This window comes from Rhodococcus sp. HNM0563 (assembly GCF_012726195.1).
Lineage (GTDB): Bacteria > Actinomycetota > Actinomycetes > Mycobacteriales > Mycobacteriaceae > Rhodococcus.
The window spans coordinates 105,917-131,623 of record NZ_JAASAF010000001.1; the positions used below are offsets into that span (position 1 = coordinate 105,917).

The 25,707-nt window shown below is 66.0% G+C and carries 27 protein-coding genes and 1 riboswitch; of the genes, 15 read left to right on the forward strand and 12 right to left on the reverse strand.

The genetic code is table 11. From position 1 onward, the window contains the following. Nucleotides 1–2: 2 nt before the first annotated feature. Genes HCA61_RS00500 through HCA61_RS00510 form a run of 3 tightly spaced genes read left to right on the forward strand, consistent with a single transcriptional unit; the run spans nt 3 to nt 2,673 of the window. Nucleotides 3–1,517, forward strand: coding sequence for a wax ester/triacylglycerol synthase domain-containing protein (locus tag HCA61_RS00500; protein ID WP_169685660.1), 1,515 nt, complete (start codon nt 3–5; stop codon nt 1,515–1,517). Between the two features lie 5 nt (nt 1,518–1,522). Further along, nucleotides 1,523–2,377 carry a bifunctional methylenetetrahydrofolate dehydrogenase/methenyltetrahydrofolate cyclohydrolase gene (locus tag HCA61_RS00505; protein ID WP_247274710.1) on the forward strand — a complete coding sequence of 285 codons (855 nt, stop codon included), beginning with the start codon at nt 1,523–1,525 and terminating at the stop codon, nt 2,375–2,377. Nucleotides 2,378–2,388: 11 nt separating this feature from the next. Beyond that, nucleotides 2,389–2,673, forward strand: coding sequence for a DUF3017 domain-containing protein (locus HCA61_RS00510; RefSeq protein WP_169685664.1), 285 nt, complete (start codon nt 2,389–2,391; stop codon nt 2,671–2,673). 31 nt (nt 2,674–2,704) lie between these two features. Here HCA61_RS00510 and HCA61_RS00515 read toward each other — a convergent pair whose 3' ends face one another. Continuing rightward, the gene (locus HCA61_RS00515; RefSeq protein ID WP_169685666.1) at nt 2,705–3,832 is read right to left on the reverse strand and encodes a homoserine O-acetyltransferase; all 1,128 of its coding nucleotides are present in this window, start codon (nt 3,830–3,832) and stop codon (nt 2,705–2,707) included. A gap of 110 nt (nt 3,833–3,942) precedes the next feature. After that, nucleotides 3,943–4,057, reverse strand: a riboswitch (SAM riboswitch). A gap of 276 nt (nt 4,058–4,333) precedes the next feature. Between HCA61_RS00515 and HCA61_RS00520 the strand changes: the two genes are divergently transcribed. The 4 genes from HCA61_RS00520 to yhjD are packed head-to-tail and all read left to right on the forward strand — an operon-like array spanning nt 4,334 to nt 8,567. After that, on the forward strand, nt 4,334–5,557 hold the full coding sequence (locus tag HCA61_RS00520) for an NADP-dependent isocitrate dehydrogenase (RefSeq protein ID WP_169685668.1): 1,224 nt from the start codon (nt 4,334–4,336) through the stop codon (nt 5,555–5,557). 34 nt (nt 5,558–5,591) lie between these two features. After that, a complete protein-coding gene (locus HCA61_RS00525) occupies nt 5,592–6,395 on the forward strand; it encodes an exodeoxyribonuclease III (RefSeq protein ID WP_169685670.1) in 804 nt (267 codons plus the stop codon). A 57-nt stretch (nt 6,396–6,452) separates the two neighbouring features. Then, on the forward strand, nt 6,453–7,502 hold the full coding sequence (gene trpS, locus HCA61_RS00530; protein ID WP_169685672.1) for a tryptophan--tRNA ligase: 1,050 nt from the start codon (nt 6,453–6,455) through the stop codon (nt 7,500–7,502). An 18-nt stretch (nt 7,503–7,520) separates the two neighbouring features. Then, nucleotides 7,521–8,567: an inner membrane protein YhjD gene (gene yhjD / locus HCA61_RS00535; RefSeq protein ID WP_169685674.1), complete on the forward strand. Its 1,047-nt coding sequence runs from the start codon at nt 7,521–7,523 to the stop codon at nt 8,565–8,567. Between the two features lie 158 nt (nt 8,568–8,725). On the opposite strand, the gene HCA61_RS00540 is transcribed toward yhjD, so the two are convergent. Genes HCA61_RS00540 through sdhC form a run of 4 tightly spaced genes read right to left on the reverse strand, consistent with a single transcriptional unit; the run spans nt 8,726 to nt 12,121 of the window. Beyond that, entirely contained in the window at nt 8,726–9,505 is a 780-nt protein-coding gene (locus HCA61_RS00540) for a succinate dehydrogenase iron-sulfur subunit (RefSeq protein WP_169685677.1), read from the reverse strand. Next, the gene (gene sdhA / locus HCA61_RS00545) at nt 9,505–11,256 is read right to left on the reverse strand and encodes a succinate dehydrogenase flavoprotein subunit (RefSeq protein ID WP_169685679.1); all 1,752 of its coding nucleotides are present in this window, start codon (nt 11,254–11,256) and stop codon (nt 9,505–9,507) included. The genes HCA61_RS00540 and sdhA overlap by 1 nt, the downstream gene beginning before the upstream one ends. Nucleotides 11,257–11,271: 15 nt before the next feature. Then, a complete protein-coding gene (locus tag HCA61_RS00550; RefSeq protein WP_169685681.1) occupies nt 11,272–11,712 on the reverse strand; it encodes a succinate dehydrogenase hydrophobic membrane anchor subunit in 441 nt (146 codons plus the stop codon). Nucleotide 11,713: 1 nt separating this feature from the next. Further along, nucleotides 11,714–12,121, reverse strand: coding sequence for a succinate dehydrogenase, cytochrome b556 subunit (gene sdhC / locus HCA61_RS00555; protein WP_169685683.1), 408 nt, complete (start codon nt 12,119–12,121; stop codon nt 11,714–11,716). A 252-nt stretch (nt 12,122–12,373) separates the two neighbouring features. On the opposite strand from sdhC, the gene HCA61_RS00560 reads away from it, so the two are divergent. From HCA61_RS00560 to HCA61_RS00570, 3 genes are read left to right on the forward strand one after another with little or no spacing between them, the layout of a single operon-like run. Then, nucleotides 12,374–12,793 (forward strand): cytidine deaminase, encoded by a 420-nt coding sequence (locus HCA61_RS00560; protein ID WP_169686780.1) that lies wholly within the window; start codon nt 12,374–12,376, stop codon nt 12,791–12,793. Next, nucleotides 12,786–14,069, forward strand: a complete 1,284-nt coding sequence (locus HCA61_RS00565) for a thymidine phosphorylase (protein WP_169685684.1) — start codon at nt 12,786–12,788, stop codon at nt 14,067–14,069. Before HCA61_RS00560 ends, HCA61_RS00565 begins: the two co-directional genes overlap by 8 nt. 18 nt (nt 14,070–14,087) lie before the next feature. Beyond that, nucleotides 14,088–15,176 (forward strand): adenosine deaminase, encoded by a 1,089-nt coding sequence (locus HCA61_RS00570; RefSeq protein WP_169685686.1) that lies wholly within the window; start codon nt 14,088–14,090, stop codon nt 15,174–15,176. A gap of 33 nt (nt 15,177–15,209) precedes the next feature. On the opposite strand, the gene HCA61_RS00575 is transcribed toward HCA61_RS00570, so the two are convergent. The 5 genes from HCA61_RS00575 to HCA61_RS00595 all read right to left on the reverse strand — a co-directional run bounded on the left by HCA61_RS00575 (nt 15,210) and on the right by HCA61_RS00595 (nt 18,624). Further along, complete coding sequence (locus HCA61_RS00575; protein WP_169685688.1) at nt 15,210–16,436, reverse strand: primosomal protein; 1,227 nt, start codon at nt 16,434–16,436, stop codon at nt 15,210–15,212. A gap of 57 nt (nt 16,437–16,493) precedes the next feature. After that, the gene (locus tag HCA61_RS00580; protein ID WP_169685690.1) at nt 16,494–16,793 is read right to left on the reverse strand and encodes a YbaB/EbfC family DNA-binding protein; all 300 of its coding nucleotides are present in this window, start codon (nt 16,791–16,793) and stop codon (nt 16,494–16,496) included. Nucleotides 16,794–16,833: 40 nt separating this feature from the next. Continuing rightward, nucleotides 16,834–17,148 carry a hypothetical protein gene (locus HCA61_RS00585; protein ID WP_247274713.1) on the reverse strand — a complete coding sequence of 105 codons (315 nt, stop codon included), beginning with the start codon at nt 17,146–17,148 and terminating at the stop codon, nt 16,834–16,836. A gap of 82 nt (nt 17,149–17,230) precedes the next feature. Continuing rightward, complete coding sequence (locus tag HCA61_RS00590; protein WP_169685693.1) at nt 17,231–18,247, reverse strand: C40 family peptidase; 1,017 nt, start codon at nt 18,245–18,247, stop codon at nt 17,231–17,233. Then, complete coding sequence (locus tag HCA61_RS00595) at nt 18,247–18,624, reverse strand: type VII secretion target (RefSeq protein WP_169685695.1); 378 nt, start codon at nt 18,622–18,624, stop codon at nt 18,247–18,249. The genes HCA61_RS00590 and HCA61_RS00595 overlap by 1 nt, the downstream gene beginning before the upstream one ends. 90 nt (nt 18,625–18,714) lie before the next feature. Here HCA61_RS00595 and upp point away from each other — a divergent pair, with 90 nt between their 5' ends. Further along, nucleotides 18,715–19,338: a uracil phosphoribosyltransferase gene (gene upp, locus HCA61_RS00600; RefSeq protein WP_169685697.1), complete on the forward strand. Its 624-nt coding sequence runs from the start codon at nt 18,715–18,717 to the stop codon at nt 19,336–19,338. Between the two features lie 177 nt (nt 19,339–19,515). Beyond that, the gene (locus HCA61_RS00605) at nt 19,516–20,211 is read left to right on the forward strand and encodes an MspA family porin (RefSeq protein ID WP_169685699.1); all 696 of its coding nucleotides are present in this window, start codon (nt 19,516–19,518) and stop codon (nt 20,209–20,211) included. A 7-nt stretch (nt 20,212–20,218) separates the two neighbouring features. Here the strand turns inward: HCA61_RS00605 and HCA61_RS00610 are convergent, their stop codons facing one another. Then, nucleotides 20,219–21,694 (reverse strand): phospho-sugar mutase, encoded by a 1,476-nt coding sequence (locus HCA61_RS00610; protein WP_169685701.1) that lies wholly within the window; start codon nt 21,692–21,694, stop codon nt 20,219–20,221. Then, nucleotides 21,691–22,530, reverse strand: a complete 840-nt coding sequence (locus HCA61_RS00615; protein WP_169685703.1) for a purine-nucleoside phosphorylase — start codon at nt 22,528–22,530, stop codon at nt 21,691–21,693. Before HCA61_RS00615 ends, HCA61_RS00610 begins: the two co-directional genes overlap by 4 nt. A gap of 65 nt (nt 22,531–22,595) precedes the next feature. Between HCA61_RS00615 and HCA61_RS00620 the strand changes: the two genes are divergently transcribed. The 3 genes from HCA61_RS00620 to HCA61_RS00630 all read left to right on the forward strand — a co-directional run bounded on the left by HCA61_RS00620 (nt 22,596) and on the right by HCA61_RS00630 (nt 25,675). Then, nucleotides 22,596–23,294 carry an enoyl-CoA hydratase/isomerase family protein gene (locus HCA61_RS00620; protein WP_169685704.1) on the forward strand — a complete coding sequence of 233 codons (699 nt, stop codon included), beginning with the start codon at nt 22,596–22,598 and terminating at the stop codon, nt 23,292–23,294. Nucleotides 23,295–23,357: 63 nt separating this feature from the next. After that, complete coding sequence (locus HCA61_RS00625) at nt 23,358–24,518, forward strand: M20 family metallopeptidase (protein ID WP_169685706.1); 1,161 nt, start codon at nt 23,358–23,360, stop codon at nt 24,516–24,518. Next, nucleotides 24,515–25,675, forward strand: coding sequence for a M20 family metallopeptidase (locus HCA61_RS00630; protein WP_169685708.1), 1,161 nt, complete (start codon nt 24,515–24,517; stop codon nt 25,673–25,675). The genes HCA61_RS00625 and HCA61_RS00630 overlap by 4 nt, the downstream gene beginning before the upstream one ends. The last annotated feature ends 32 nt before the right edge of the window (nt 25,676–25,707 follow it).

Here is a 25,707-nt window from a genome sequence, read left to right on the forward strand (position 1 = left end):
CGATGACACGCACCCACGGAGTCCGTCTGGCTCCGCGCGACGCCCTCCACGTGTTCACCTCGGAGGCGAACCCCGAAGACCCACCTGCGGTAATGCTGAGTTTCTATGTGTTCGACACCGAACAGGACGCGAATCCGGTCCGCACCAACGCCGAGGCAGTGGCCTGGTTCCTCGATCGGCTGGAGCGGACGCCGGCGCTTCGCCGCCGCCTGCATCGAGTTCCCGCCGACCTCGACTACCCGTACTGGGTCGAAGCGGATGTCGACCCCGAGCACCACATTCGTTTCACGAGGGTCGGCCACACCTCCCGCAGCGAACTGCACAGGCGCCTGGCCTCGATGAAGGAGGACCCCCTCGACCTGACGAGGCCGCCCTGGGAGGTGCATGTCCTGACCGATATCAGCGGGGTCGACGATCTTCCTGCGGCGTCGACCATCGTCGCGTTGCGAATACACCATTCGCTCACCGACGGACTGGGAGCCGCCGAGATCGCCCGTGCGTTGTTCGACGATCCGGGCGCGAAGCCGGTCGGCGCCGAGGCGCTCTCCTCCGTTCCCGGTGTGGTCCGCGCGGCATCGGCACTGCCGTTCAAGTTCGCGCGGATGGTACCTGCTGTGCTCGCTGCACTCCGAGCGCGGAAGGCGCTGACCACGCTGACCGCAGCGGGAACCATCACCCCACCGGCGCCGTGCCGTCCACGAACGCGTTTCGACACCGGTGGCAGCGGGCCTCGGCAGTTCGGCCGGGTCCGCATGGATCTGCGCGACGTCCGGGCCGTCGCTCGCTCCACCGGAACATCCGTCAACGATGTGATCCTGTCCGTGGTCTCGGGCGGTCTGCACTCGTATCTGGAACATCACGGAGAAATCCCGCCGGCGTCGCTCGCGGCGATCGTCCCCCGATCGACCCGGGGCAAGTCCGGCGTCGAGGCAGGGAAGACCCGTGCGGCCAACGAGGTCACGCTCATGTACGTCGACCTGCACACCGACCATGACGACCCGCTCGAGCGACTCCGCCTCGTCCGGGAATCGTCGAATCTGGAGAAGCAGCGTGTCGCGCATCCGGAGACGGCGGCAACCACCGCGCCCATCGATGCTTCGCCCGCGGTGGACCTGAAGGTGTCGATCCGGCGTGCCCGCAACCGGAAGCCCGAGTCGAGCGGCGACGTCGTCGCGCTGGCGAACACCGCGGTGACCAATGTGCCCCGCGGCCGGGTCGAGGGCCTCCGTTTCGGCGACAGTCCGGTGGTGGAAGCGCTGGGGACACCGATGCTCAGCCGGACCTCCGCCCTCGTCCATTCGGTGACATCGCTCGGAAATACTCTGAATCTGACGTTCCTGGTGAGTGTTTCGTCGATGCCGGACCCCGAGGACTACGAACGCCGTCTCGCGTCGGCGTTCGAAGATCTGTACCGGGCCGGAGCCCCCGCCGGCGATCAGGTGGACTCGCGCGGTTGTTCCCCGTCCGGAACGATGTGGCACCGCCCGCCGCGAGCGAGTGGATACCTGGAAGAATGAGCGACGTGACTGCGACTATCCTGGACGGCAAAGCAACCCGCGACGAGATCTTCGAGGACCTGTCGGTCCGCGTCGCTGCGCTGAAGGACAAGGGCATCACGCCCGGCCTCGGCACGATCCTGGTGGGCGACGACCCCGGATCGGCAGCGTACGTGCGCGGCAAGCACAACGACTGCGCCAAGGTCGGCATCACCTCGATCCGTAAGGATCTGCCCGCCGATATCACCCAGGAGCAGCTCGAAGCGGTGATCGACGAACTCAACGCCGACCCCGCATGCACGGGCTACATCGTGCAGTTGCCGCTGCCGAAGCACCTCGACGAGAACGCCGCCCTCGAGCGCATCGATCCCGCCAAGGATGCCGACGGACTGCATCCCGTCAATCTCGGACGCCTGGTGCTCGGCAAGGATGCGGCGTTGCCGTGTACCCCGCGGGGCATCGTCCACCTGCTGCGCCGCTACGAGGTGCCGATCAACGGCGCCCACGTGGTGGTCATCGGCCGCGGCGTGACCGTCGGCCGTCCGATCGGGCTGCTGCTGACCCGTCGCAGCGAGAACGCGACCGTGACGCTGTGCCACACCGGCACCAAGGACCTCGCCGCCGAGGTGAAGCGCGCCGACATCATCGTCGCCGCCGCAGGCGTGCCCGCACTCATCACCGCCGACATGGTCAAGCCCGGTGCAGCGGTGCTCGACGTCGGTGTCTCGCGCACTGCCGACGGCCTGCGCGGCGACGTCGCCGCCGACGTCAGCGACGTTGCCGGATTCCTCTCGCCGAACCCCGGTGGTGTCGGGCCGCTCACCCGCGCGTTCCTGCTGACGAATGTCGTCGAACGCGCCGAGCACGACGCCGGTCTCTGAGCAACCGGCAGATGGCCAGTTCGGTGCGACTCACACGATTGAACCTGCCGTTGCTGGCGGTTGCCCTGGTGATCGTCGCGGCGGTGGTCCTCGTGCTGGCCGATCGCTGGCGCCGAGGCGCATTCGTGTTCGGTGGTGCGATGATCCTCGCGGGGATCCTCCGGTGGGCTCTCGACTCCGATCAGGTGGGAGTGCTCGCGGTGCGAGGCAAACGCTTCGACGTGGCCGCGATGCTCGCCATGGGCGGGGCGATCGTCGGACTGGCTGTCTCGATCGACCCCTTGGGTACGGGTTAGCCCACTCGGTGGAACAGGCCGGCGAGCGCGGCTACGCGCTCGCCAGTTCCATCAGCTCGACGAGCAACTTCGCGACCGCGTCGGCCTCGGTGAGGAAGCCGTCGTGTCCGTCGCGTGATTCGAGCACGCGCAGCCCGGCGCAATGGGGGAGACCGTCTGCGATCTCCTGCTGCAATCGAATCGGGTAGAGACGATCCGAATCGACGCCCGCAACGATCGTCGGTACGTGCGTGCTCGCCAATGCAGCCTCGACGCCACCGCGACCGCGGCCTACGTCGTGCCGGTTCATCGCGTCGCTCAGCACCACGTAGGTCCCGGGGTCGAACCGCTTGACGAGCTTCGTTGCCTGGTGGTCGAGATAGCTCTGCACGGCGTAGCGTCCGTCACGCCACGGATCCTCGTCGTCTTGAGGGAGGTTGGCGAACCGCGAGTCGAGTTCCTCCTCGCTGCGATACGAGAGATGGGCCATGCGCCGCGCGACACCCAGCCCGGTCTCGGGTCGGCGGCCGGTCTCGTAGTAATCGCCGCCCTGCCAGTCCGGATCCGCCATGATGGCAGCGATCTGGGTGCTCTGGACACCGATCTGATCCGCGGTTGCGCGGGCGCCGACCGCCAGGACCAGTGCCGCACGCACTCGGCTCGGGTGGGTGACGACCCATTCGAGCGAACGCATGCCGCCCATCGATCCACCCGTCACCGCGGCCAATGTCTCGATGCCGAGGACGTCGAGAAGGGCGGCTTCCGCGGTGATCTGATCGCGGATGGTGATCCGCGGGAATCGTGAGCCCCACGGTTTGCCGTCGGGCGCGGTGCTGCCGGGGCCGGTGGTGCCCTGGCATCCGCCGAGGACGTTCGTGGCCACCACACACCACCGGTCGGTGTCGATCGGCGCGCCGGGGCCGACCATGCCGGACCACCAGCCCGGCGACGGGTGATCCGGTCCGGCCGGTCCCGTGATGTGTGAGTCTCCGGTCAGCGCGTGCTCGACGAGCACGACGTTGTCGCGGGTGGGTGACAGCGCGCCCCACCGCTGCAGAGCGACGGTGACATCGGGGAGGATGTCACCGCTTTCGAGGGTGATGCTGCCGATGTCGACGGTGTCGAGCTTTCCGTCTTCTGCGGGAAGTTCGATTCGTCGACGGTTGGTACCTGTTGTCAAGATGCGACCGCCTCGAGGCCAGTGGTGATGGTCAATGTGTCCTGCTTGCCATGTCGGGGCACTGGGACGAGAGCCGGTATCGACAGTCCATCAGCATTTCGAACCTCCCAAGAGCCGGCTTGTCGCCCGCGGTGCGCCGACGACCGTGTCCTCACCCGGAGCACCCCACCCTGGCCGGAGGGTTGCCGACCAGCAAGCCGGGGCTTCGCGCTGGCACTCATGACCTCGTCGGCAGTCTAACGGCTGGATCGTAGGGCTCGGCACGCGGCTCTCGCCCTTCGCTCAGCCGGTGCTCGAGCAGCAAGAAAGTTACCGGTCAGTAGTGCTTGCGGGGTGGCAGCCGGGGTTGTGCGTGCATCGAATAGCAGTACGCTTGTTCTGTTTGGCTCCGCACCCGAGGCGTGCGGAGTCTTGCTCACACGCCTGAGCTGAACGCGGCCGCATTCCGGAAGTGCGGTCGCTCGGGACTCGACTGCCGTCCGAGGAGGACACGAACCGCGTATGTCCAAGATCAAGGTTGAGGGTAAGGTCGTCGAACTCGACGGCGACGAGATGACCCGCATCATCTGGCAGTTCATCAAGGACAAGCTCATTCATCCCTACCTGGATGTGGATCTCGAGTACTACGACCTCGGCATCGAGAACCGTGATGCGACCGACGACCAGGTCACCATCGATTCAGCGAACGCCATCAAGAAGCACGGCGTCGGTGTCAAGTGCGCGACCATCACCCCGGACGAGGCGCGCGTCGAAGAGTTCGGCCTGAAGAAGATGTGGCGGTCACCCAACGGCACCATCCGTAATATCCTCGGCGGCACCATCTTCCGTGCACCTATCATCATCTCCAACGTGCCCAGGCTGGTTCCGGGTTGGACGAAGCCGGTCATCGTCGGCCGTCACGCGTTCGGTGACCAGTACCGTGCCACCGACTTCAAGGTCCCCGGAGCCGGCACCGTCACCATCACCTACACACCGGACGACGGCTCCGAGCCGATCGAGCACGAGATATGCAGGATTCCCGAGGACGGCGGCGTCGTCATGGGGATGTACAACTACAAGAAGTCCATCCAGGACTTCGCGCGCGCCTCGCTGTCCTACGGTCTGCAGCGCAACTACCCGGTCTACCTGTCGACCAAGAACACGATCCTCAAGGCCTACGACGGCATGTTCAAGGACGAGTTCCAGCGGATCTACGAGGAAGAATTCAAAGCGGAGTTCGACGCCGCCGGACTCACCTACGAGCACCGCCTGATCGACGACATGGTGGCGTCGTCCCTCAAGTGGGAGGGCGGCTACGTCTGGGCCTGCAAGAACTACGACGGTGACGTCCAGTCCGACACTGTTGCGCAGGGCTACGGCTCGCTCGGACTCATGACTTCCGTGCTGATGACTCCGGACGGCAAGACCGTCGAAGCGGAGGCCGCTCACGGCACCGTCACTCGGCACTACCGGCAACACCAGCAGGGCAAGCCGACATCGACCAATCCCATTGCGTCGATCTTCGCGTGGACACGAGGTCTCGAGCATCGCGGCAAACTCGACGACACGCCCGAGGTGATCGAGTTCGCGCAGGCGCTGGAGGACGTCGTCATCAAGACCGTCGAGGCAGGCAGCATGACCAAGGACCTTGCGCTGCTCGTCGGTCCGGAACAATCGTGGCTGGCCACTGAGGAGTTCCTCGGGACGCTCGACGAGAACCTGCAGAAGTCCCGCGCCTCGCATTAGAGGCCCGTCGGCGGCGTCGGATACGGTGTGCGGCGTGTCCCTCACCATCACCACCGTGAACGTCAACGGCGTGCGCGCTGCGGCAGGAAAGGGCCTGCTGGCCTGGCTCGAAACCTCCGCGGCCGACATCGTCTGTCTCCAGGAAGTACGTGCGACCGAGAAGCAGTTCCACGCCGCGATCGCGCCCGCACTGGACGCCGGTTGGCATGTCACCGGATCAGAGGCGTCTGCGAAGGGACGCGCGGGAGTTGCGATCCTGTCGCGCGTACCGGCGGACGCCGTGCGTGTCGGTTTCGACGTCGAGGAGTTCGCCGACTCGGGCCGCTACATCGAGGCGGATTTCGGGGACGTGACCGTCGGCAGCCTGTACCTGCCCACCGGTGAAGCAGACACTCCGAAGCAGGACGACAAGGAACGCTTCATGAAGGGCTTCGCCGCGTACCTGGGGGAGCGCGCCGCCGACGTGATCGCGGCAGGCCGCGACATGGTGGTGTGCGGCGACTGGAACATCGCCCACACCGAGCGCGACATCAAGAACTGGAAGGGCAACGTCAAGAAGTCCGGTTTCCTGCCCGACGAGCGGGCCTGGGTGGATGATCTGCTGGCGACCGGTCAGTGGCTCGACGTCGTACGCGACCTGCACGGCGATGTCGCCGGCCCGTATTCCTGGTGGTCCTACCGCGGCAAGGCGTTCGATACCGACGCCGGCTGGCGGATCGACTACCACCTCGTGACCCCGGCCCTGGCCACCCTGGCGACCGACGCGCGGGTCGAGCGCGCCGCGAGCTATGCCGAGCGCTGGTCGGACCACGCCCCGGTCACCGTCACGTTCGGGTAGGCGCCCCTCGCCGACCTCGTTCGGTCTCGTAAACCGATGCGTGAAAGTATCGAGGCCATGTCGACGCCAGATCAGAACACCACAGCGCAGGACACCCGGCCGGCCGCCAGGCCCCGGGTGCTCTCGGGCATCCAGCCCACCTCGGATTCGTTCCACCTCGGGAACTTTCTGGGGGCGCTGCAGCAGTGGGTCCCGGCGCAGGACGAGAACGACGCCTTCTACTTCATCCCCGACCTGCACGCCATCACGGTGCCGCAGAAACCGAAGGAACTGCGGCAGCGGGTCCTCGTTGCCGCAGCGCAGCTGCTTGCGATCGGTATCGATCCGGAGCGCTCCGTGCTGTTCGTGCAGAGCCAGGTTCCCGAGCACGCCGAGTTGTCCTGGGTGCTCAACTGCCTGACCGGTTTCGGTGAAGCGAGCCGCATGACGCAGTTCAAGGACAAGTCGGCCAAGCAGGGGTCCGAGCATGCGAGCGTCGGTCTGTTCACCTATCCGGTGCTCATGGCCGCGGACATCCTCCTCTACCGCGCCCACAAGGTTCCCGTCGGTGAGGATCAGCGCCAGCATCTCGAGCTCACCCGCGATCTCGCACAGCGTTTCAACAAGCGGTTCGGAAAGACCTTCGTCGTTCCGGAGCCTCAGATCGTCAAGGGCACAGCCAAGATCTACGACCTGCAGGACCCGACGTCGAAGATGAGCAAGTCGGCGGCCACCGATGCCGGCCTGATCAATCTGCTCGACGACCCGAAGATCTCGGCGAAGAAGATCAAGTCGGCGGTGACCGACAACGACCGCGAGATCCGATTCGACCCGGAGAACAAGCCGGGCGTGAGCAACCTGCTCACCATCCAATCAGCCCTGTCGGGCCGCTCGATCGACGAACTCGTCGCCGGGTACGAGGGCAAGGGCTACGGCGACCTCAAGAGCGACACGGCAGAGGTGCTCACCGAGTTCGTCACACCGTTGCGGGCGAAAGTGGACGAGTACCTCGCTGACGAGGCAGAGCTACTCCGGATTCTGTCGAACGGCGCGGATCGGGCACGTGAGGTGGCTTCCCGGACACTGGCCCAGGTCTATGACAAGGTGGGATTCCTACCGCGAAAGTGATTGCGTAAGGAGACCCAGATGGTCGGTGGCCCCGACGTCGACGACAAGCCCGGCTTCCTCGACCGCCAACGTGCGGCCCGTCCGTGGCTCGACCATCTGGTTCGCTCCGGAACGCGATATCAGGAGAACAAAGGCGACTACTACGCCGCGGGCCTGACCTACTTCACGGTCCTCGCGATCGTCCCGGTCATCATGGTGGCGTTCTCGATCGCCGGTTTCATTCTCGCCGGTCGCCCGGAGATGCTCGAGCAGATCAGCGATGCGATCACCGAGAACATCCCCGGTGAGCTCGGCGGCACGGTCCAGGGAATCATCGATTCCGCGATCGATTCCCGCGGCGCCGTGGGGGTCATCGGTCTGATCACCGCGTCGTACGCAGGTCTCGGCTGGATGGCGAACCTGCGAGATGCCCTCACCGCCATGTGGGACCATCCGCGTGAGAAGGGGAACTTTCTCGTCGTCAAGCTCAAGGACGGCGGTGCGTTGATCGGCCTGGGTTTGGCGATGGTCGTGTCGTTGGGATTGTCCGCGGTCAGCAGTGGGCCGGTGATGCAGTGGATCGTGGAGTTGCTGAACATCGAGAACCTCGTCGGTGTGGGTGTGCTTCTACGTATCGCCGCTCTCCTCATTGCAGTCGCTGCCACGAGTGCGGTGTTCACGTGGGTCATTGCCCGCCTGCCCCGCGAACCGGTCACCTTCCGCAGCGCGATCCTCGGCGGTGTGATCGCGGGAATCGGCTTCGAAATCCTCAAACAGGCCGGCTCGATCTACCTCGAGAGTGTTCTCCAGGGGCCTGCGGGTGTTGCGTTCGGTCCGATACTCGGCATCCTGGTTTTCGGCAACATCACCGCACGACTGGTGTTGTTCTGCACCGCGTTTGCCGCGTCGACGAAGGCGAACATGGCACTCGCGCATGTCCCGGCGCCGGATTCCGCGATAATAACCCCGCGTGTACAGGTCAACGAGGGGACAGGGATGCGAGGCGGGATCGCGCTGGTGGGGGCCGGTGTCCTCGGTGGCGCACTGCTCGGATCGCGGGTCCGGAACCGGCGTTCGCGCGGGTAGGCGCCGGATTCAGGTCTGCGGCCCTGACTGCCCACGGACCGCTTCGATGAACGGGGCCGGCTGAGGTCAAGGTCCGGCTGAGGGCAAGGTTTCGGATACGGCGAAGGCCCGCACACGAGTGTGCGGGCCTTCGCCGGGGCTGCAGCGGTGGTCTGCTGTCAGCGCGCAAACATCAGCGCGCGCTTGACTTCCTGGATCGCCTTCGTCACCTGGATGCCGCGAGGGCATGCGTCGGTGCAGTTGAAGGTGGTGCGGCAGCGCCACACACCTTCCTTGTCGTTGAGGATGTCCAGGCGCTCGGCGGCACCTTCGTCACGCGAATCGAAGATGAACCGGTGCGCGTTGACGATGGCAGCGGGACCGAAGTAGCTGCCGTCGCTCCAGTACACCGGGCACGAGGTGGTGCAGCACGCACACAGGATGCACTTGGTGGTGTCGTCGAAACGTGCGCGGTCGTGCTGCGACTGGATGCGCTCGCGGGTCGGCTCGTTGCCGGTGGCGATGAGGAACGGCTTGACGGCACGGAACGCGTCGAAGAACGGCTCCATGTCGACGATGAGGTCCTTCTCGACCGGAAGACCACGGATGGGCTCGATCGTGATCGTGACGGGCTTTCCGTCCTTGGGCAGCATGTCCTTCATGAGGATCTTGCAGGCCAGACGGTTGACGCCGTTGATCCGCATCGCGTCGGACCCGCACACACCGTGTGCGCAGCTGCGGCGGAACGTGAGGGTGCCGTCGAGGTAGCCCTTCACGTACAGCAGCAGGTTGAGCATGCGGTCGGTGGGAAGCGCGGGAACCTGGAAGGAGTCCCAGTGCTGGCCCTTGCCGTCCTCCGGGTTGAACCGGGCGATCTTGAGCGTGATCATGGTCGCGCCCTCGGGCACGGGAGGCAGCTCGGACGCGGGGGCGTTGTCGTTCTTCTCGATGGTTGTCATCAGTACTTACGCTCCATGGGCTCGTACCGGGTCTGGACCACCGGCTTGTAGTCCAGGCGGATGTCGGAGATCAGGTCCTCGCCCACCTTGTAAGCCATGGTGTGCTTCATGTAGGTCGCGTCGTCCCGGTCCGGGTAGTCCTCGCGGGCGTGACCGCCGCGCGATTCCTTGCGGTTGAGGGCACCGACGACGGTCACCTCGGCCATCTCGAGCAGGAAGCCGAGCTCGAGGGCCTCGAGCAGGTCGCTGTTGTAGCGCTTGCCCTTGTCGTGGACGGTGATCTCCTTGTAGCGCTTCTTCAGCTCATGGACATCATTGAGCGCCTGTGTCAGCGTCTCCTCGGTGCGGAACACCGATGCGTTGTTGTCCATCGACTGCTGGAGGTCGCGGCGGATATCGGCGACGCGCTCACTGCCACCCTGGTGCAGGATGAGGTCGAGCCAGTCGTCGACGTACTTCGTGGGGTTCTCGGGCAGATCCACGTGCTCGGAGCTGTTCGCGTATTCGGCGGCAGCGATTCCGGCGCGACGACCGAACACGTTGATGTCGAGCAGCGAGTTGGTGCCGAGGCGGTTGGCGCCGTGCACCGACACGCATGCGCATTCGCCGGCCGCGTACAGACCCTTGACGATCTCGTCGTTGTTGCGCAGGACCTCGCCCTTGACGTTGGTGGGGATACCACCCATGACGTAGTGGCAGGTCGGGTACACCGGAACGAGCTCGGTGACGGGGTCGACGCCGAGGTAGGTCCGAGCGAACTCGGTGATGTCGGGGAGCTTCTCCTCGAGGACTTCCTCGCCGAGGTGGGTCACGTCGATGTAGACGTAATCCTTGTTCGGTCCGGCACCGCGGCCCTCGAGTACCTCGAGCACCATCGAGCGCGCGACGATGTCGCGAGGTGCGAGGTCCTTGATGGTGGGGGCGTAGCGCTCCATGAAGCGCTCGCCATCGACGTTACGGAGGATGCCGCCTTCACCGCGGACAGCCTCGGAGATCAGGATGCCCAGGCCCGCGAGTCCTGTCGGATGGAACTGGTGGAATTCCATGTCCTCGAGCGGCAGGCCCTTGCGGAAGATGATGCCGAGGCCGTCACCGGTGAGGGTGTGGGCGTTGGACGTCGTCTTGTACATGCGACCCGAACCGCCGGTCGCGAACACGATCGACTTCGCGTGGAAGACGTGGATCTCACCGGTGGCGAGTTCGTACGCAATCACGCCGGTCGCGACGGGCCCGTCCGGGGTCTCCGTCAGAGAGATGTCGAGCGCATAGAACTCGTTGAAGAACTCGACGTCGTGCTTGACGCAGTTCTGGTACAGCGTCTGCAGGATCATGTGTCCTGTGCGGTCGGCTGCGTAGCACGCGCGACGGACCGGGGCCTTGCCGTGGTCACGGGTGTGGCCACCGAATCGACGCTGGTCGATCTTGCCCTCGGGCGTCCGGTTGAACGGAAGGCCCATCTTCTCGAGGTCGAGGACCGCGTCGATGGCTTCCTTCGCCATGATCTCGACAGCATCCTGGTCGGCGAGGTAGTCGCCGCCCTTGACGGTGTCGAATGTGTGCCACTCCCAGTTGTCTTCCTCGACGTTCGCCAGGGCAGCACACATGCCACCCTGTGCGGCGCCGGTGTGGCTGCGAGTGGGATAGAGCTTGGTCAGAACCGCGGTGCGGGCCCGGGGGCCTGCTTCGATCGCGGCGCGCATTCCGGCGCCGCCTGCACCGACGATGACCACGTCGTAACGATGTTCCTGCATGAAGTCTTGGCTCCCCTAGCTCGCAACGATGTTGGGATCGAAGGTGAAGATCACGTAGGTACCCAGACCCATGATCAGGATCATCGACACGACCAGGATCGTGTTGAGCCAGAACCGGGTGGAGTCCTTACGTGCGTAGTCCGCGATGACGGTGCGCAGACCGTTGCCACCGTGCAGCTGTGCGAGCCACAGCATCGACAGGTCCCAGACCTGCCAGAACGGGCTGGACCATCGACCCGCAACGAAGGCGAAGTTGATGCGGTGCACGCCGTCGTCGAGCATCAGCATGATCAGCAGGTGGCCGAGCACCAGGATGATCAGTGCGACGCCGGACAGTCGCATGAACATCCACGCGTACAGCTCGAAGTTGTTCTTCGCCGAGCGGCGCGGAGACCGCGGATTGTCGAGGCTGGCCGGGCGGTCGTACGACGTGCCCAGGGTCTTCGCTTCGGTCATGTCAGTGCCCCGCAAACATGTTGTAGAAGATGCGAATGGTCGCGGGGATCATCACCACGAACCAGATCGCCAGGATCGTCCAGAGCATCACGCGCTGGTACTTCGGGCCCTTGGACCAGAAGTCGATCAGCATGACGCGCAAGCCGTTGAGAGCGTGGTAGAGCACCATGGCCACCAGGCCGAGCTCCATCAGGCCGACGATCGGGTTCTTGTAGGTTTCGATGACCGCGTCATAGGTCTCGGGATTGACCCGGACGAGTGCGGTATCGAGGACGTGGACGAATAGGAAGAAGAACGTCGCCACGCCGGTGATCCGGTGTAGAACCCAGGACCACATGCCGGGGTCCCCCCGGTATAGCGACCGTGTGCGCCCCGCCGGTGCGGGGGCGGCTTCAGTCGTGCTGCTCATCGAGTGCTGTGCCTCCAACGTCAATGGTGGACGCGTCGAGCCGCTCTCGCTGTGGAAATCCGCAGTACCGGGCCCGACGTGAAACCTGAACCGACTTGGCTCGACTCTAAACCCATCGCAAAGCCGGGAACTAATCTCCCGGCTGATTCGTACGGGGGTGAAATCATAAGTTAGGTTTGCCTTTCCAACTGTGATCACGGGCGGTGGGGGTGTCGAAGCGTTGCATGGACCACCATGAAAGGATGGGAAACCGTGCCGGAAATCGACTGGAAGTCCTTGCGCGCCAAAGCACATGAGGTGATGGATCGTGCCTACGCTCCCTACTCGAAGTTCCCGGTGGGGGCTGCGGCTCTCACTGTGGATGGCCGGATTGTGAGCGGGTGCAATGTGGAAAATGTCTCACACGGGTTGGGTCTTTGTGCCGAATGCGTACTCGTCGGTAACTTGATCTCTGGTGGTGGAGGGCGTCTTCGAGCGGTCGCCGTGTGCGACGGCCGCGGGGAAATACTGGTGCCATGCGGCCGATGCAGGCAGGTCCTTCTCGAGCACGGTGGCGCCGGTCTGCTCATCGACACCACCGCCGGTCCCCGGCCGATGTCGGAACTCCTTCCCGATGCCTTCGGTCCCGGGCACCTCGCCGCGGTGGGCCCCGAAGGTGGTGGTCATGCCTGAGATCGCTTCGATCATCCGGAGAAAACGCGACGGCTTCGAGCTGACCGGATCCGAAATCGACTGGGTGATAGAAGCGTTCACTCACGGGATCGTTGCCGACGAGCAGATGTCCGCGCTTGCCATGGCCATCTACTTCCGCGGAATGAGTCGCCCCGAGACTTCACGCTGGACGACGGCGATGATCGACTCGGGCCGGCGGCTCGACTTCACCGGCCTGGGGCTCCGTACCGTCGACAAGCATTCGACCGGTGGCGTGGGGGACAAGATCACCTTGCCGCTCGCTCCGTTGGTGGCCGCGTGCGGCGTAGCGGTGCCCCAGCTGTCGGGTCGCGGTCTCGGACATACCGGGGGCACACTCGACAAGCTCGAATCGATTCGCGGGTGGCGTGCCGAGCTGAGCACCGCCGAGATGGCCGAGATCCTCACCGACCCTGCCGTCGGGGCCGTCGTCTGTGCCGCCGGCGCGGATCTGGCGCCTGCCGACCGGAAGCTCTACGCGCTGCGCGACGTGACCGGCACCGTCGAATCGATCCCACTGATCGCCAGTTCGATCATGAGCAAGAAGATCGCCGAAGGTACCGGAGCGCTCGTTCTCGACGTGAAGGTCGGCAGCGGGGCATTCATGAAGGAACTCGGAGAAGCCCGGGAACTCGCCAGGACGATGGTGGAACTCGGTTCCGATGCCGGTCTGCGTACCACTGCCCTGCTCACTCGGATGGACACACCGCTCGGGCGCACCGCGGGCAATGCCCTCGAAGTGGGCGAGGCGATCGAGGTGCTCGCAGGCGGTGGCCCCGAGGACGTCGTCGAACTGACGCTCGCACTCGCCCGCGACATGCTCGCAGCGGCGGGCGTCGACGATATCGACCCTGCCGATCGGCTTCGCGACGGGTCCGCGATGGACCGCTGGCGTTCGATGATCGTCGCTCAGGGCGGCGACCCCGATGCACCGCTGCCGACTGCGTCCTGCACCGAGACCGTGTACGCCGAGTCGGACGGGGTCCTGGTCGGCCTCGATGCCATGGCCGTCGGACTCTGCGCGTGGCGGCTCGGTGCGGGCCGCACGCATCAGGGCAGCGCTGTGCAGGCAGGCGCGGGTGTCGAACTGCACGTGGTACCCGGCGATCCGGTCCGTGCCGGACAGCCGATCGCGACGCTCCATACCGACACGCCGCAGACCTTCCCGACCGCGCTCACGAGTCTGCGCGACGGAGTGCAGATCGGAACAGAGCCGGCGGAGCAGCGTCCGCTCGTCATCGAGCGGATCACGGAGTAGGCGACTACCGTCCGAGACATGAACGAGCAGCCGGGTGGGGCGCGGCTCCGGATCGCGCCCAAAGTGGTCCTGCACGACCACCTCGACGGCGGGCTGCGGCCCGAATCGATCCTTCAACTCGCCGGGGAGTGTGGTCATCGACTGCCTGCCGATACCGCAGACGGACTCGCCTCGTGGTTTCGTGACTCCGCCGACAGTGGGTCGCTCGAACGCTACCTGGAGACCTTCGAACACACCGTTGCCGTCATGCAGACCCCCGAAGGTCTCGAGCGGGTCGCGCGGGAATGCGTCGTCGACCTCGCAGGGGACGGCGTCGTCTACGCCGAGGTCCGGTTCGCGCCCGAACAGCATCTCGAGCGGGGCCTGAGTCTCGACCGTGTGGTCGAGCATGTCCTCGAAGGATTCCGGGCCGGGGAGTCGGAAGTAGCAGCGGCGAGTGGACGACGCATTCGGGTGGGATGCCTGCTCACCGCGATGCGGCATGCTGCGCGTTCTCGGGAGATCGCCGAACTGGCCGTGCGCTACCGCGACCGCGGGGTCGTCGGATTCGACATCGCGGGGGCCGAGGCCGGAAATCCTCCGAGCAGACATCTCGATGCCTTCGAGTACACCCGCGCCGCGAACGCACACTTCACCATTCACGCCGGTGAGGCGTTCGGCCTGCCGTCGATCCACGAGGCGGTCGCATTCTGCGGTACCGACCGTCTCGGGCACGGCGTACGCATAGTCGACGACATCACCGTCGGCCCGGATGGTGAGGCAACCCTCGGGCTGCTTGCGAACTACGTGCGGGACAAAAGAATTCCGTTGGAGCTGTGCCCCAGCTCCAATGTGCAGACCGGTGCGGTGCGAACGATCGAGGAGCACCCCTTCGACCTGCTCGCCCGCCTGCGCTTCCGCGTGACCGTCAACACCGACAACCGGCTGATGAGCGACACCACGATGACGCGGGAGATGTCTCGGCTCGTCGCGGCGTTCGGCTACGGGTGGTCGGATCTCGAGCGTTTCACCATCAACGCGATGAAATCGGCGTTCCTCCCGTTCGACCAGCGCCTCGAACTGATCGACGAGGTCATCAAGCCCGGATACGCAGTGCTCGTGGGATGAGCACCTGCTAGGCACCGGCCCGCGCGGAGAACCTCATAGCTTGCGCAGGTGGGCCTCGAACTCACGCTCGAGGTCGCGCCACGCGACGGCCTCCGCATCGAACGGGGCGCTCGGCGCGGGCCTGCTCGTATCCGGTTCGATCACGTAGTTGACGAACCAGCCGAGCTCGGTGGACCCGGCCAGGGCGGCGTCGGTTGCGTCCTCGCCGACGTAGTTCGCGGCATCGGTGAACAGCTCGACGGCGAGTTCCATCTGCTCGGGATCGACCGCGGCTACGCCTTCGACGATGTCGTCGGCGATGCCTGTGAGCACGTAGACATTGTCCTCGGTGACCGCGACTTCGAGTGAGCCGTCGGTGGCGGCGTGCCTGATGGTCTCGTAGGTCTCCAGCGGTGCCAGATCATGGTCGTGGTTGTCGGCAAGGTACCGGCCGAGCGCGCGTTCGGACCCGAATACGAGAATCGAGCCTTCGGAGCCGAGGAACACGGCGTCGTCATCGAGATAGCACCGCAGCGTGAACCACGTACCCTCACTGGTGATGATCTTGATGGGATCGATGCCCACGGACGTCCAGAAGTCGTCGCCCGCCTCGTCGTCGACGTACTCGTATTCGTCGTCCTCGGCATCATCGACCGCGTCATCCGCCTCGACATCGTTCTCGTCGACCGCGACCAGTTCGGATTCGATCTCCGAGACGGCTGCCTCGTCCGTGTCGGGGGTCGTGACGACCGCGTCGAGCGCGTCGATCACGTCGTCCCAATCCTTGACCACCGCGGCACCGAGCTCGTTCCACAGATCCGCGCCGGTGCGGTCGTCGAACGCAGCGACACCGTAGCGAAGGACCGTGTCCACTTCGGGTCGTTCGAAGAACTTGGTGACCACGTCGAGCTCGCACACGTCGCCGAGAATGCTGACGATGTCGAAGGTGTCCTGGAGCTCCGAGACGAAGACCGGGTCGAGGTCGCCCGCCACCAGCTCCGGGACTCCCACCAGATCGAATGCATGTGCCTCGTCCGGCTCGAACTCGACGGCGGCGAGCTTCGACACGACGGGCCACGCCGGATGCTCGACGAGATCGTTGTCGTTGTTCGCGCGCACGAACGCGACGAGGTGCGCGACCGACGGGAACCCGTACAGGTCGTCGCCGTGGCCGAGGAAGGCCTCCCACTCGTCGTCACCTTCGCGCCACTTCGGCGCCCACAAGGTGACGAGGTCGCCGTGGGTGAGACCGAGTTCGATCGGGACGATGTCTCCAGCCATGGCGCGAAGCCTAGCCATTGCGGCGTCGAAGATATAGCGGGGGAGGGGAGAAAAGCGTCACGCGAGTGCACTCCGCAGGTCTTGGAGCAGACGGGCACGTTCGGCGCCGGCTCGGCGCGCGGCCTCGTGAGCGGTTGCGAGAATCTCGGATCCGAGCTCGACCGCGTCGCGACGGGTCACCGATTCTGCCAGTTCCAGGCATGTCAGGGCGCCGCGACCGTCGACGTACGCGACGATGCTGCCGTCCACGTTCTTCGCGGAACCCTGCACCGTGCGGAGTCCGTCGAGTGTGTGCTCCAGCGCGCCGAGCTGTGTTCGTACACGGTCGACGATCTGCTCGACCTGTTGTTCACTCATGAGTTGCTGTCCTTCCGGACTCGTGGTGCCGGGTTGCCGGTCACAGAGGGCGGTGGGTGATGGGCGGGTGCGGGACGTGACCTTCGTGGTCGTGTTCGATGTCGGGGAGGTCGGCGCGGGTGGGCATGCCCATCCGGTCGAGAACGTCGCCGTGAACGCCCTGTGCCGAGAGCTGCTCGCGCCGCAGAATCGCCGCTTCGAGCGCTGCCCGGCGATTGAGCGCCACGATGGATTCGGCGAGTTGTGCGGCTGGGAACCGCAGTTCGCGCGGGTCGATCCGCAGATCGATCGGGAGGCCTTCGTCGGTGGAGCGGACCCGGATCGTGCCCGCAGTGTTCTGTGCTGTGGCTGTCACCGGGACTGTCTTGTTGGTGTCCATACACCGTTGGACGCATCAGGCGGCGTATCGGTTCCCTCCGCGGCCAGGAAAGGTTCGGTCACTCGGTGGGCCGATAGAAGCCCTGGAAGCCCATCCCGCCGTTCGTGGTGCGGATCGGGGTCACCGAGACGGGGTCGCCTGCCTCGATCATCATCCCGCCACCGACCACCATCGCGACGTGCCCGTCCCAGACGGCGAGGTCGCCCGGAAGGACGGACCCGGCGTCGACAGGCGTCCCGACATCCTGTTCCTGTGCGAGACGCGGAATCTCGACACCGGCTTCCCCGTACGCCCACTGGGTCAGGCCGCTGCAGTCGAGCCCGCGGCCGGGAGTGGTGCCACCCCATACGTACGGAGTCCCCTGCTGGTCGAGCGCGCGACGAACGGCTTCGGCGGCGGTCGGGTTCGGAGCATGCGCGACAGAGCCGTCGGGCAGCGCCACAGCGACCCCTGCGCGGTCCTCGGCTGCCGAGCCGCTCATCGTGGAGATCTCGCCGTATTCCGTCGACTGTCCTCCTGGTGCGGCCGGTACGGTGCCACTCACCTCCGGAGGCAGAACTCCGGCCGGTGGCTCGGGGAGCAATGCTGTCACCTTCGCGGTGAGTTCGGCGAGCGACGAAGTCACTCGGGTGAGAACGTCCAGACCCTCGACGATGTGCTCGATCGCAGCGGTGATCAGCATCAATTGGCCCTGCGGGAGCGCCAGCGCGGGTGTCGCCTGCTGGGCGAGCGTGACGAACGAATCGATGATGCGCTTCAACTCGGCTGCCCCGGTGGCAACCGTGACGGTCGCCTCGAGCACGCTCTGGGCAAGCACGATGCCTCGGTCGACGGCGTCGACGGTGTCGGCGAGAAGCCGCTCCCCGCTGCCGATTGCCGCTTCGGCGGCGGTGCCGGTCCACCCCCACGAGAGCTCGGCGAGCGCGTTCCGGCAGCCGGCTCGGGCTTCTTCTGCCAGCGCGCATCCCGCGCGCAGGCCGCTGCCCGGGTCGTAGCCTGCCGGCGCCTCGGAACCGAGGGTTCCGAGCAGATCATGAAGGGGCGAGACAAGGGCGTCTGCGCCCACCCCGGCCATCACCGGGCGCCCTCGGTGCTGCCGTGCAGGTCTGTGTTGCCCTGCAGGTCGGTGCTGCCGTGCAGAGCAAGGACCGTTTCGTTTTCGGTGCGTTCGTAGGCGGCTGCGGTCAGCGTCGCCATCGTGCTCATCCCCGAGAAGGCCTCGCGAATCCGATCGAGTTCGCGAGAGTGGCCGTCGTATGCGGCGGTGAAGGCGGCGAGGAAGTCGGCGCCGACCGGGCCGAGCAGGGGTGTGAGCCCGGTCGGGTCGCTCGACCCGGTACGGAGTCCGGCCCGGTCGATCTGTTCGGTGAGTTCCGCGGCGACGCGACCGAAGCCCGCGATCACCCCTGTGTCGGCGTGAAGTGTTCCTGTATCGGTCTGTGGGTGGGGCACCGCTCGTCTCCTCGTTCACCGATGGATCTGTGTCACATTGTTTCGACGCACCGGACGGCACTTCGGTTCCGTCGTTCTATCCTTCGATTCATGGATTCGCTCGTGGTCGACCACCCGCTCGCCGCTTCCCTGCTCACAATTCTTCGGGATGAACGCAGCGACAATGCTGCATTCAGGCATGCTCTGCGCCGACTCACTCAGATGTTGATCTACGAGGCGGTGCGCGATGCCCCGCTCGAGACGTTCGACGTTCGGACTCCCGTCACCGTCACGACCGGCGTCCGGTTGAAGCAACCGCCGCTGCTCGTTCCGGTACTGCGTGCCGGGCTCGGCATGGTCGAGCAAGCGCACGCCCTGATACCGCAGGCGCAGGTCGGGTTCGTGGGGCTTGCCCGCGACGAGGAGACGTTCGAACCGGTGCCGTATCTGGAATCGCTACCCGAGGATCTGTCGGGGCTGCCGGTGTTCGTGCTCGATCCGATGCTCGCGACCGGTGGCTCGATGGTGCAGACGCTGGACATGCTCGCGTCGCGCGGCGCGACCGACATCACCGCGGTGTGCGTGGTGGCTGCGCCGCAGGGAGTCGAGACGCTTGCCGCGTCGGGGCATCCGGTACGTCTGGTGACCGCGTCGATCGACGAGGGGCTCAACGAGGCGAAGTACATCGTGCCGGGGTTGGGAGACGCAGGCGACCGACAGTTCGGACCGCGCTGATACCAGCGGGGGGTATGTTACCAATGTGTTCGGTGGGTCTGGTGTGACGCAAGAGTGTTTCTGATTCGTAATTGAACGGTGATCGGCTTTGCGGTGCCGCGGCTGCGACATCGTTACGCTGCTGGCTGTTCGCAACGTCCGTTGCGACGAATTACCTCTGCGGAACAGGGAAATGCGATGCGCAACAGACTGTCCTACGCATGTAAGAAACCAGCTTTCCGAGTGGCCGTACTCGGTGCGGCCGCGGCCCTCGGAGTGTTCGCCAACCCGGCCGCCGCGAGCGCCGCTGTCGACAATGCGAGGGTCCTTCCGCTCGACGGTGGCCGCGCTATAGAAGTGGCTCAGGCCGACACGTCCATCCAGTGGTACCCCCCACTCGACAGCTCACCGCTCAGCGTCGAATTCTTTGCCGACGGAACGACAACCGTCCGGATCACCGGGTACGAGGCGGCTCGAGCGACGGGGACGAAGCTCACCGTCGGGTATCAGATCGGCTATCCGGCCGCGCTCCCCGGCGCGGTCGCCCACGTCATCACCCCGGGTCTGAACATCGGTGGAGACAATACCGCCGACCTGGGCGTGGAGATCATCCCCGACCTCGCGGTGGGAGTCGATCTCGGTACCGGAACCGGCTGGGATGCCTCGATCATTCCGGAGCAGGAACTGGAGGTCGACCTCCAACCCGGCGGTATCACCGACATACCGATCATCGAAGATCACCAATTCGACGGCGACACGGCCACAGTGCGGTTCGCGGGCATCCACGGTTCGGTCTCCGGTGCGCTCGGTCCGGTCACCTTGCGGCCGTATGCGAAGGCGGTGACCTCTTCCAATGATGTCGTCATCACCTACGGTGCACCGCACCGCTTCTGACGCGCGTCTACTGGGGCATCAGGCCGGCTGCCCAGTGGCGTAGTGCCTCCAGCGAGGTGCTCGCAGCCTCGCGATCGCCGCCCCGGGACACGGCTTCGAGGTAGCACTTGAGCTTCGGCTCGGTGCCCGAGGGCCTGACCACCATGCGGACCGTGCCACCCTCGAAAACGAGTGCGTCGGTGTTCAACGGGCCAGGGGCGGCGGCGAGGTCGGTCACGGTCACCGGTTGCGATGCGAGTTCGGACGGGGGGTGGGCCCTCAATCCGGACATGATCGTGTCGATCTGCGCGGGATCGGCGACACGGATCGACACCTGGTCGCCCACGTGCACCCCGAACTCGCGATGCAGGTCGTCGAGTGCATCGACGAGGGTTCGATCCGATGCTTTCAACTCGGCCGCATAGTCGGCGACCACGACTGCTGTACCGATTCCGTCCTTGTCGCGCACGAACTCGGGATCGACGCAATGCCCGATCGCTTCCTCGTACGCGTAGACCAGTCCTTCACCGGCGCGGGCGAGCCACTTGAAGCCGGTGAGAGTCTGGGCGAATCGGGCTCCGCGCGCGGCAGCCAGTGTGCCGAGCAGGGTCGACGAAACGATGGTCGTCGCCACCAGTGACCCGGCCGGTGCGCTCCCGAGGATGCGGTCGCCGAGCAGCACGCCGGTGTCGTCGCCGCGCAGCATCCGCCACCCGGCAGGGGTGGGTACTGCGACTGCGCACCGGTCGGCGTCCGGATCCAACGCGATCGCGATGTCGGCGTGGACGTCGGCGGCGAGGTCGAGCAGGGCATCGACAGCACCCGGTTCCTCCGGATTCGGGAATGCGACCGTCGGGAACGCGGGATCGGGTTCGAACTGCGTAGCGACGACGTGCACATCGGTGAACCCGGCCGCGTGGAGCGCGGCGACGGCGGTTGTGCCTCCGACGCCGTGCAACGGCGTCAACGCGATTCTCAGGTTCCGGTGCGGCGAGCGCGGCAGTGTCGACACCCGCGCGAGATAGCGGTCGACCACGTCGTCGCCCGAGGTCGTCACTGCTGCACGAGGAACCGAGTCGGCGTCCGGTGCGTCGTCGATCGCTGCCTCGATCTGCCTGTCGGCCGGCGAGACGATCTGGGCTCCTCCCGCTAGGTACACCTTGTAGCCGTTGTCGGATGCCGGGTTGTGTGACGCGGTGATCTGAACTCCTGCAACCGCATTCATCTCGCGAACGGCGTAAGCGGTGACCGGAGTCGGAAGCGGCCGGGGGAGAGCGACGACGTCGAATCCAGCGGCGGCGAGGACTTCGGTGGTCGCGGCGAAGAACTCGGCGGACCCGGTGCGCGCGTCGCGCCCTACGACAACTGTGCCGCCGCGACAGCCCTGCTCGACCAGCCATGCCGCGAGACCTGCTGTCGTGCGCACGACGGTTGCGACGTTCATGCAGTCCGGCCCGTCGCCGACGGGTCCGCGCAGCCCTGCTGTCCCGAACCGCAGGGTCATGACCTGGCTGCCAGGTCGCGCAGCAGATCGCCCATGCGGATCGCGGCGTTTCGTCCTGCTGCGAGGACCTCCTGGTGGTCGAGGGGGGCGCCCGTGATGCCTGCCGCCGCGTTGGTGACCAGCGAAAGCCCGAGGACTCGCGCGCCTGCCGCGCGCGCGGCGATTGTCTCGTGCACCGTCGACATACCCACGAGATCCGCGCCGAGCACACGCAGCATCCGGATCTCGGCGGGGGTTTCGTAATGGGGCCCGGGCAGACCGGCATAGACACCCTCAGGCAGGGTGGGGTCGATCTCGCGGGCGAGTGCGCGCAACTCGGGGCAGTATGCGTCGACGAGATCGACGAACTGGGCTCCGACCAGTGGTGATCGTCCGGTGAGATTGAGGTGGTCGGAGATGAGCACGGGCTGTCCCACCTCGTATTCGGGATCGATGCCACCGGCCGCGTTGGTCAGGATCACAGTGTGGGCTCCCGCCGCAACCGCGGTGCGCACCGGATGGACCACCCTGCTCAGGTCATGGCCCTCATAGGCGTGGGTGCGTCCGGCAAGGACGAGCACTGCCTTGTCCCCGACCGTGAACGAGTGGACGGTACCGGGGTGCCCGGCAGCGGTGGGAGGCGCGAAGCCCGGCAGGTCGCTCATGGGGATGCTCGCGTCGGGTTCGCCGAAGCGGTCGACGGCGGCGCGCCAGCCCGAACCGAGGACGACGGCGATGCTGTGTGCGGTGATGCCGGTGCGTTCGGCGACGACGTCGGCCGCGGTCTTCGCTGCCGAGACAGCATCGGCTGCGGCCTTTGCCGCGGCGGCAGGATCGAGGATCTCGGGGGTTTCCATGAGGTCAGACCCTATCGGCAACGCGGAAGTTACTCGCGAGTAAGGAAGGGGGTATTCTCGTGGTCATGCCATACCTCGAACGCGACGGCGACGTCTTCGTCCTCTATCTCGGCAACCAGGGCGAAGAGATCAACGAGAATCGTTTCCACCCCGACATGCTGATCGAACTGCACCGCAGGCTCGACGAGGTCGAGGAGCACGACGGCCCCACCGCCCTCGTCACCGCTGCAACCGGAAAGTTCTGGAGTAACGGCCTGGACACCGACTGGATCTTCGGCAACCTGGCGGACCTGCCCGGCTATCTGGATTCGGTGCACGAACTCTTCGTGCGGCTCCTGACCTTCCAGGCACCCACGGTCGCGGCCGTACAGGGCCATGCCTTCGGGGCGGGCGCGATGCTCGCCCTCACCCACGACTTCCGGGTGATGCGCGCCGACCGCGGTTTCTGGTGCCTGCCCGAGGTGAACCTGAACATGCCGTTCACCGTCGGCATGTCCGCGCTGATGCGTGAGCGCCTCCCCAGCCGGACCGCGGTCGACGCGATGACAACGGGTCGCCGGTTCGGTGGCGTCGATGCAGTCGCCGCAGGCATCGCCGACCAGCACGTGGACGGCGACGGTGTCCTCGCCGCCGCTGTCGAGAGGGCGGCAGCACTGACCTCGACGCGCGGCAAGAATCTGGGCGGAATCAAGCAAGGACTGCATGCACTGCTGATCGAGGCACTCCGGACGAAGACGGACGAGTCGAACTTCCGCCTGGGCTGACCACCCGACAGGATCGCGTGGCATCGTCGAACACGGCTGTCCGGGCATGACAGACTGGGCAATGTGACGACCGAATCCGACAGTGCGATCGAGACTGTGTCAGACAGCTTGATCGCACTGTCGCATTCGATCCACGCGGAGCCGGAACTGGCGTTCGACGAGCACCGAAGCGCCGCCAAGATCATCGAGGTCCTGCGCGACGCCGGGTTCGAGGTCCGCACCGGCGTTGCCGACCTCCCCACCGCATTCGACGCCCGATACGGCAGCGGTGAGCTCGTGCTCGCTTTCTGTGCCGAATACGACGCGCTCCCCGGCATCGGGCATGCCTGCGGACACAACATCATCGCGGCCTCGTCTGTCGGTGCAGGGATCGGATTGGCCGCGCTCGCGGACGAACTCGGCGTGACAGTCCGTGTGATCGGCACTCCGGCCGAGGAAACCGGTGGCGGCAAGGTCCTCATGCTGGAGCGGGGCGAGTTCGACGGTGTCGGTGCCGCACTGATGGTCCATCCGGGTCCCTTCGACATCACCGGGGCCACGTCGCTCGCGCTCGCCGATATCGCCGTCTCCTACATCGGACGGGAAGCGCATGCCTCCGCGGCACCTGAATACGGGCGCAATGCGGCCGACGCCGCAACCGTCGCGCAGGTCGCGGTAGGTCTCATGCGGCAGCACCTGATGCCGGGGCAGCAGATCCACGGCATCGTCAGCGACGGTGGGGCAGCACCCAACATCGTGCCCGGGCACTCCGAGATGCTCTACTACCTGCGCGCGACCAGCGCAGACCTGCTCGACGATCTCCGCGAACGTGCCGGACGCTGCTTCGAGGCCGGCGCCCTCGCCGCCGGCTGTACCCACAGCATCCGAACCGTGTCACCGACCTACACCGAACTCACTCCCGACCCGTGGCTGGTGCAGGCATATCGTGAAGAGATCATCGGTCTAGGGCGCGCACCGCTGCCCGTCGAAGAGGAAGGGTTCCGCCCGCTGGGCAGCACCGACATGGGAAACGTGACGAACGTCGTGCCAGGAATACACCCCGTCATCGGTCTCGACTCGGGTGGCGCCGTCACACACCAGGAAGCCTTCGCGGCCGCGTGTATCACCGAGTCTGCCGACCGCGCTCTCCTCGATGGTGCTCGTGCACTCGCCGCAACCGCAGCCCGAGTCGCCATCGACCCCGCTCAGCGTGCGCGGCTGCTCGAAGGGGCGGCCCGCCGATGAACCCCTACGTGGAGAAGTGGCTCGACGAGCACGGCGGAGATCTGATCGCGTGGCGCCGCCACATCCACGCGAACCCCGAGCTGGCGCGGCAGGAGTACGCCACCACCGAACTCGTCGCGACCGAGCTGACAGCTGCCGGACTCGCACCCAAGGTGCTCCCACGCGGAACCGGTCTGATCTGCGATCTCGGGCCGACGGACGGGCCACGCATCGCCCTGCGCGCCGACATGGATGCCCTTCCGCTTCAGGAGATGACAGGTCTTACCTTCTCGTCGACTGTTCCCGGCGTCTCGCACGCGTGCGGGCACGACGCACACACCACCGTGTTGCTCGGGACGGGTCTGGCGCTCGCGTCGGTTCCCGAACTCCCCGTCGGTGTCCGGCTGGTGTTCCAGCCCGCGGAGGAGGTCATGCCCGGTGGTGCTCTCGATGTCGTCGCGGCCGGAGGTCTCGACGGGGTGTCCAGAATCTTTGCGTTGCACTGCGACCCGCGGCTCGAAGTGGGAAAGGTGGGAATGCGGGTCGGGGCGATCACCTCGGCGGCCGACACCATCGAACTTGTCCTCGATTCACCCGGCGGGCACACGTCGCGTCCGCATCTGACGGGCGACCTCGTCTACGGGCTCGGCACCGTGATCACCGGACTTCCCGGCATGCTCAGCCGCCGCATCGATCCGCGCACGGGCACCGTCATGGTGTGGGGTGCGGTCAGCGCGGGGAAGGCCCCGAACGCCATCCCACGTACCGGCATGCTCGCGGGTACCGTGCGCACGGGTGACCATGAGACCTGGGAGTTGCTCGAACCGATGGTCCGCGAGATTGTGCACGGTCTTCTTGCGCCCACCGGAGTGAGCTACGAACTCCACTACCGCCGCGGTGTGCCGCCCGTCGTCAACGACGAGGCTTCCGCGCGGATGTTCGAGAATGCCATTCACGCTGCAGGCCCCGGCATGCTCTCCGATACACCGCAATCCGGTGGCGGGGAAGATTTCTCGTGGTACCTCGAACAGATCCCGGGTGCGATGGGGCGGCTCGGCGTGTGGTCGGGGTCGGGCCCGGAACTCGACATCCACCAGCCGACGTTCGATCTCGACGAACGGGCACTTCCGGTGGGTGTGCGGGTACTGACCAACCTTGCGCTCGGGCCGGTCGGATAGCTTCACCGCGCGACGGTGCGGACTCCTCGGCA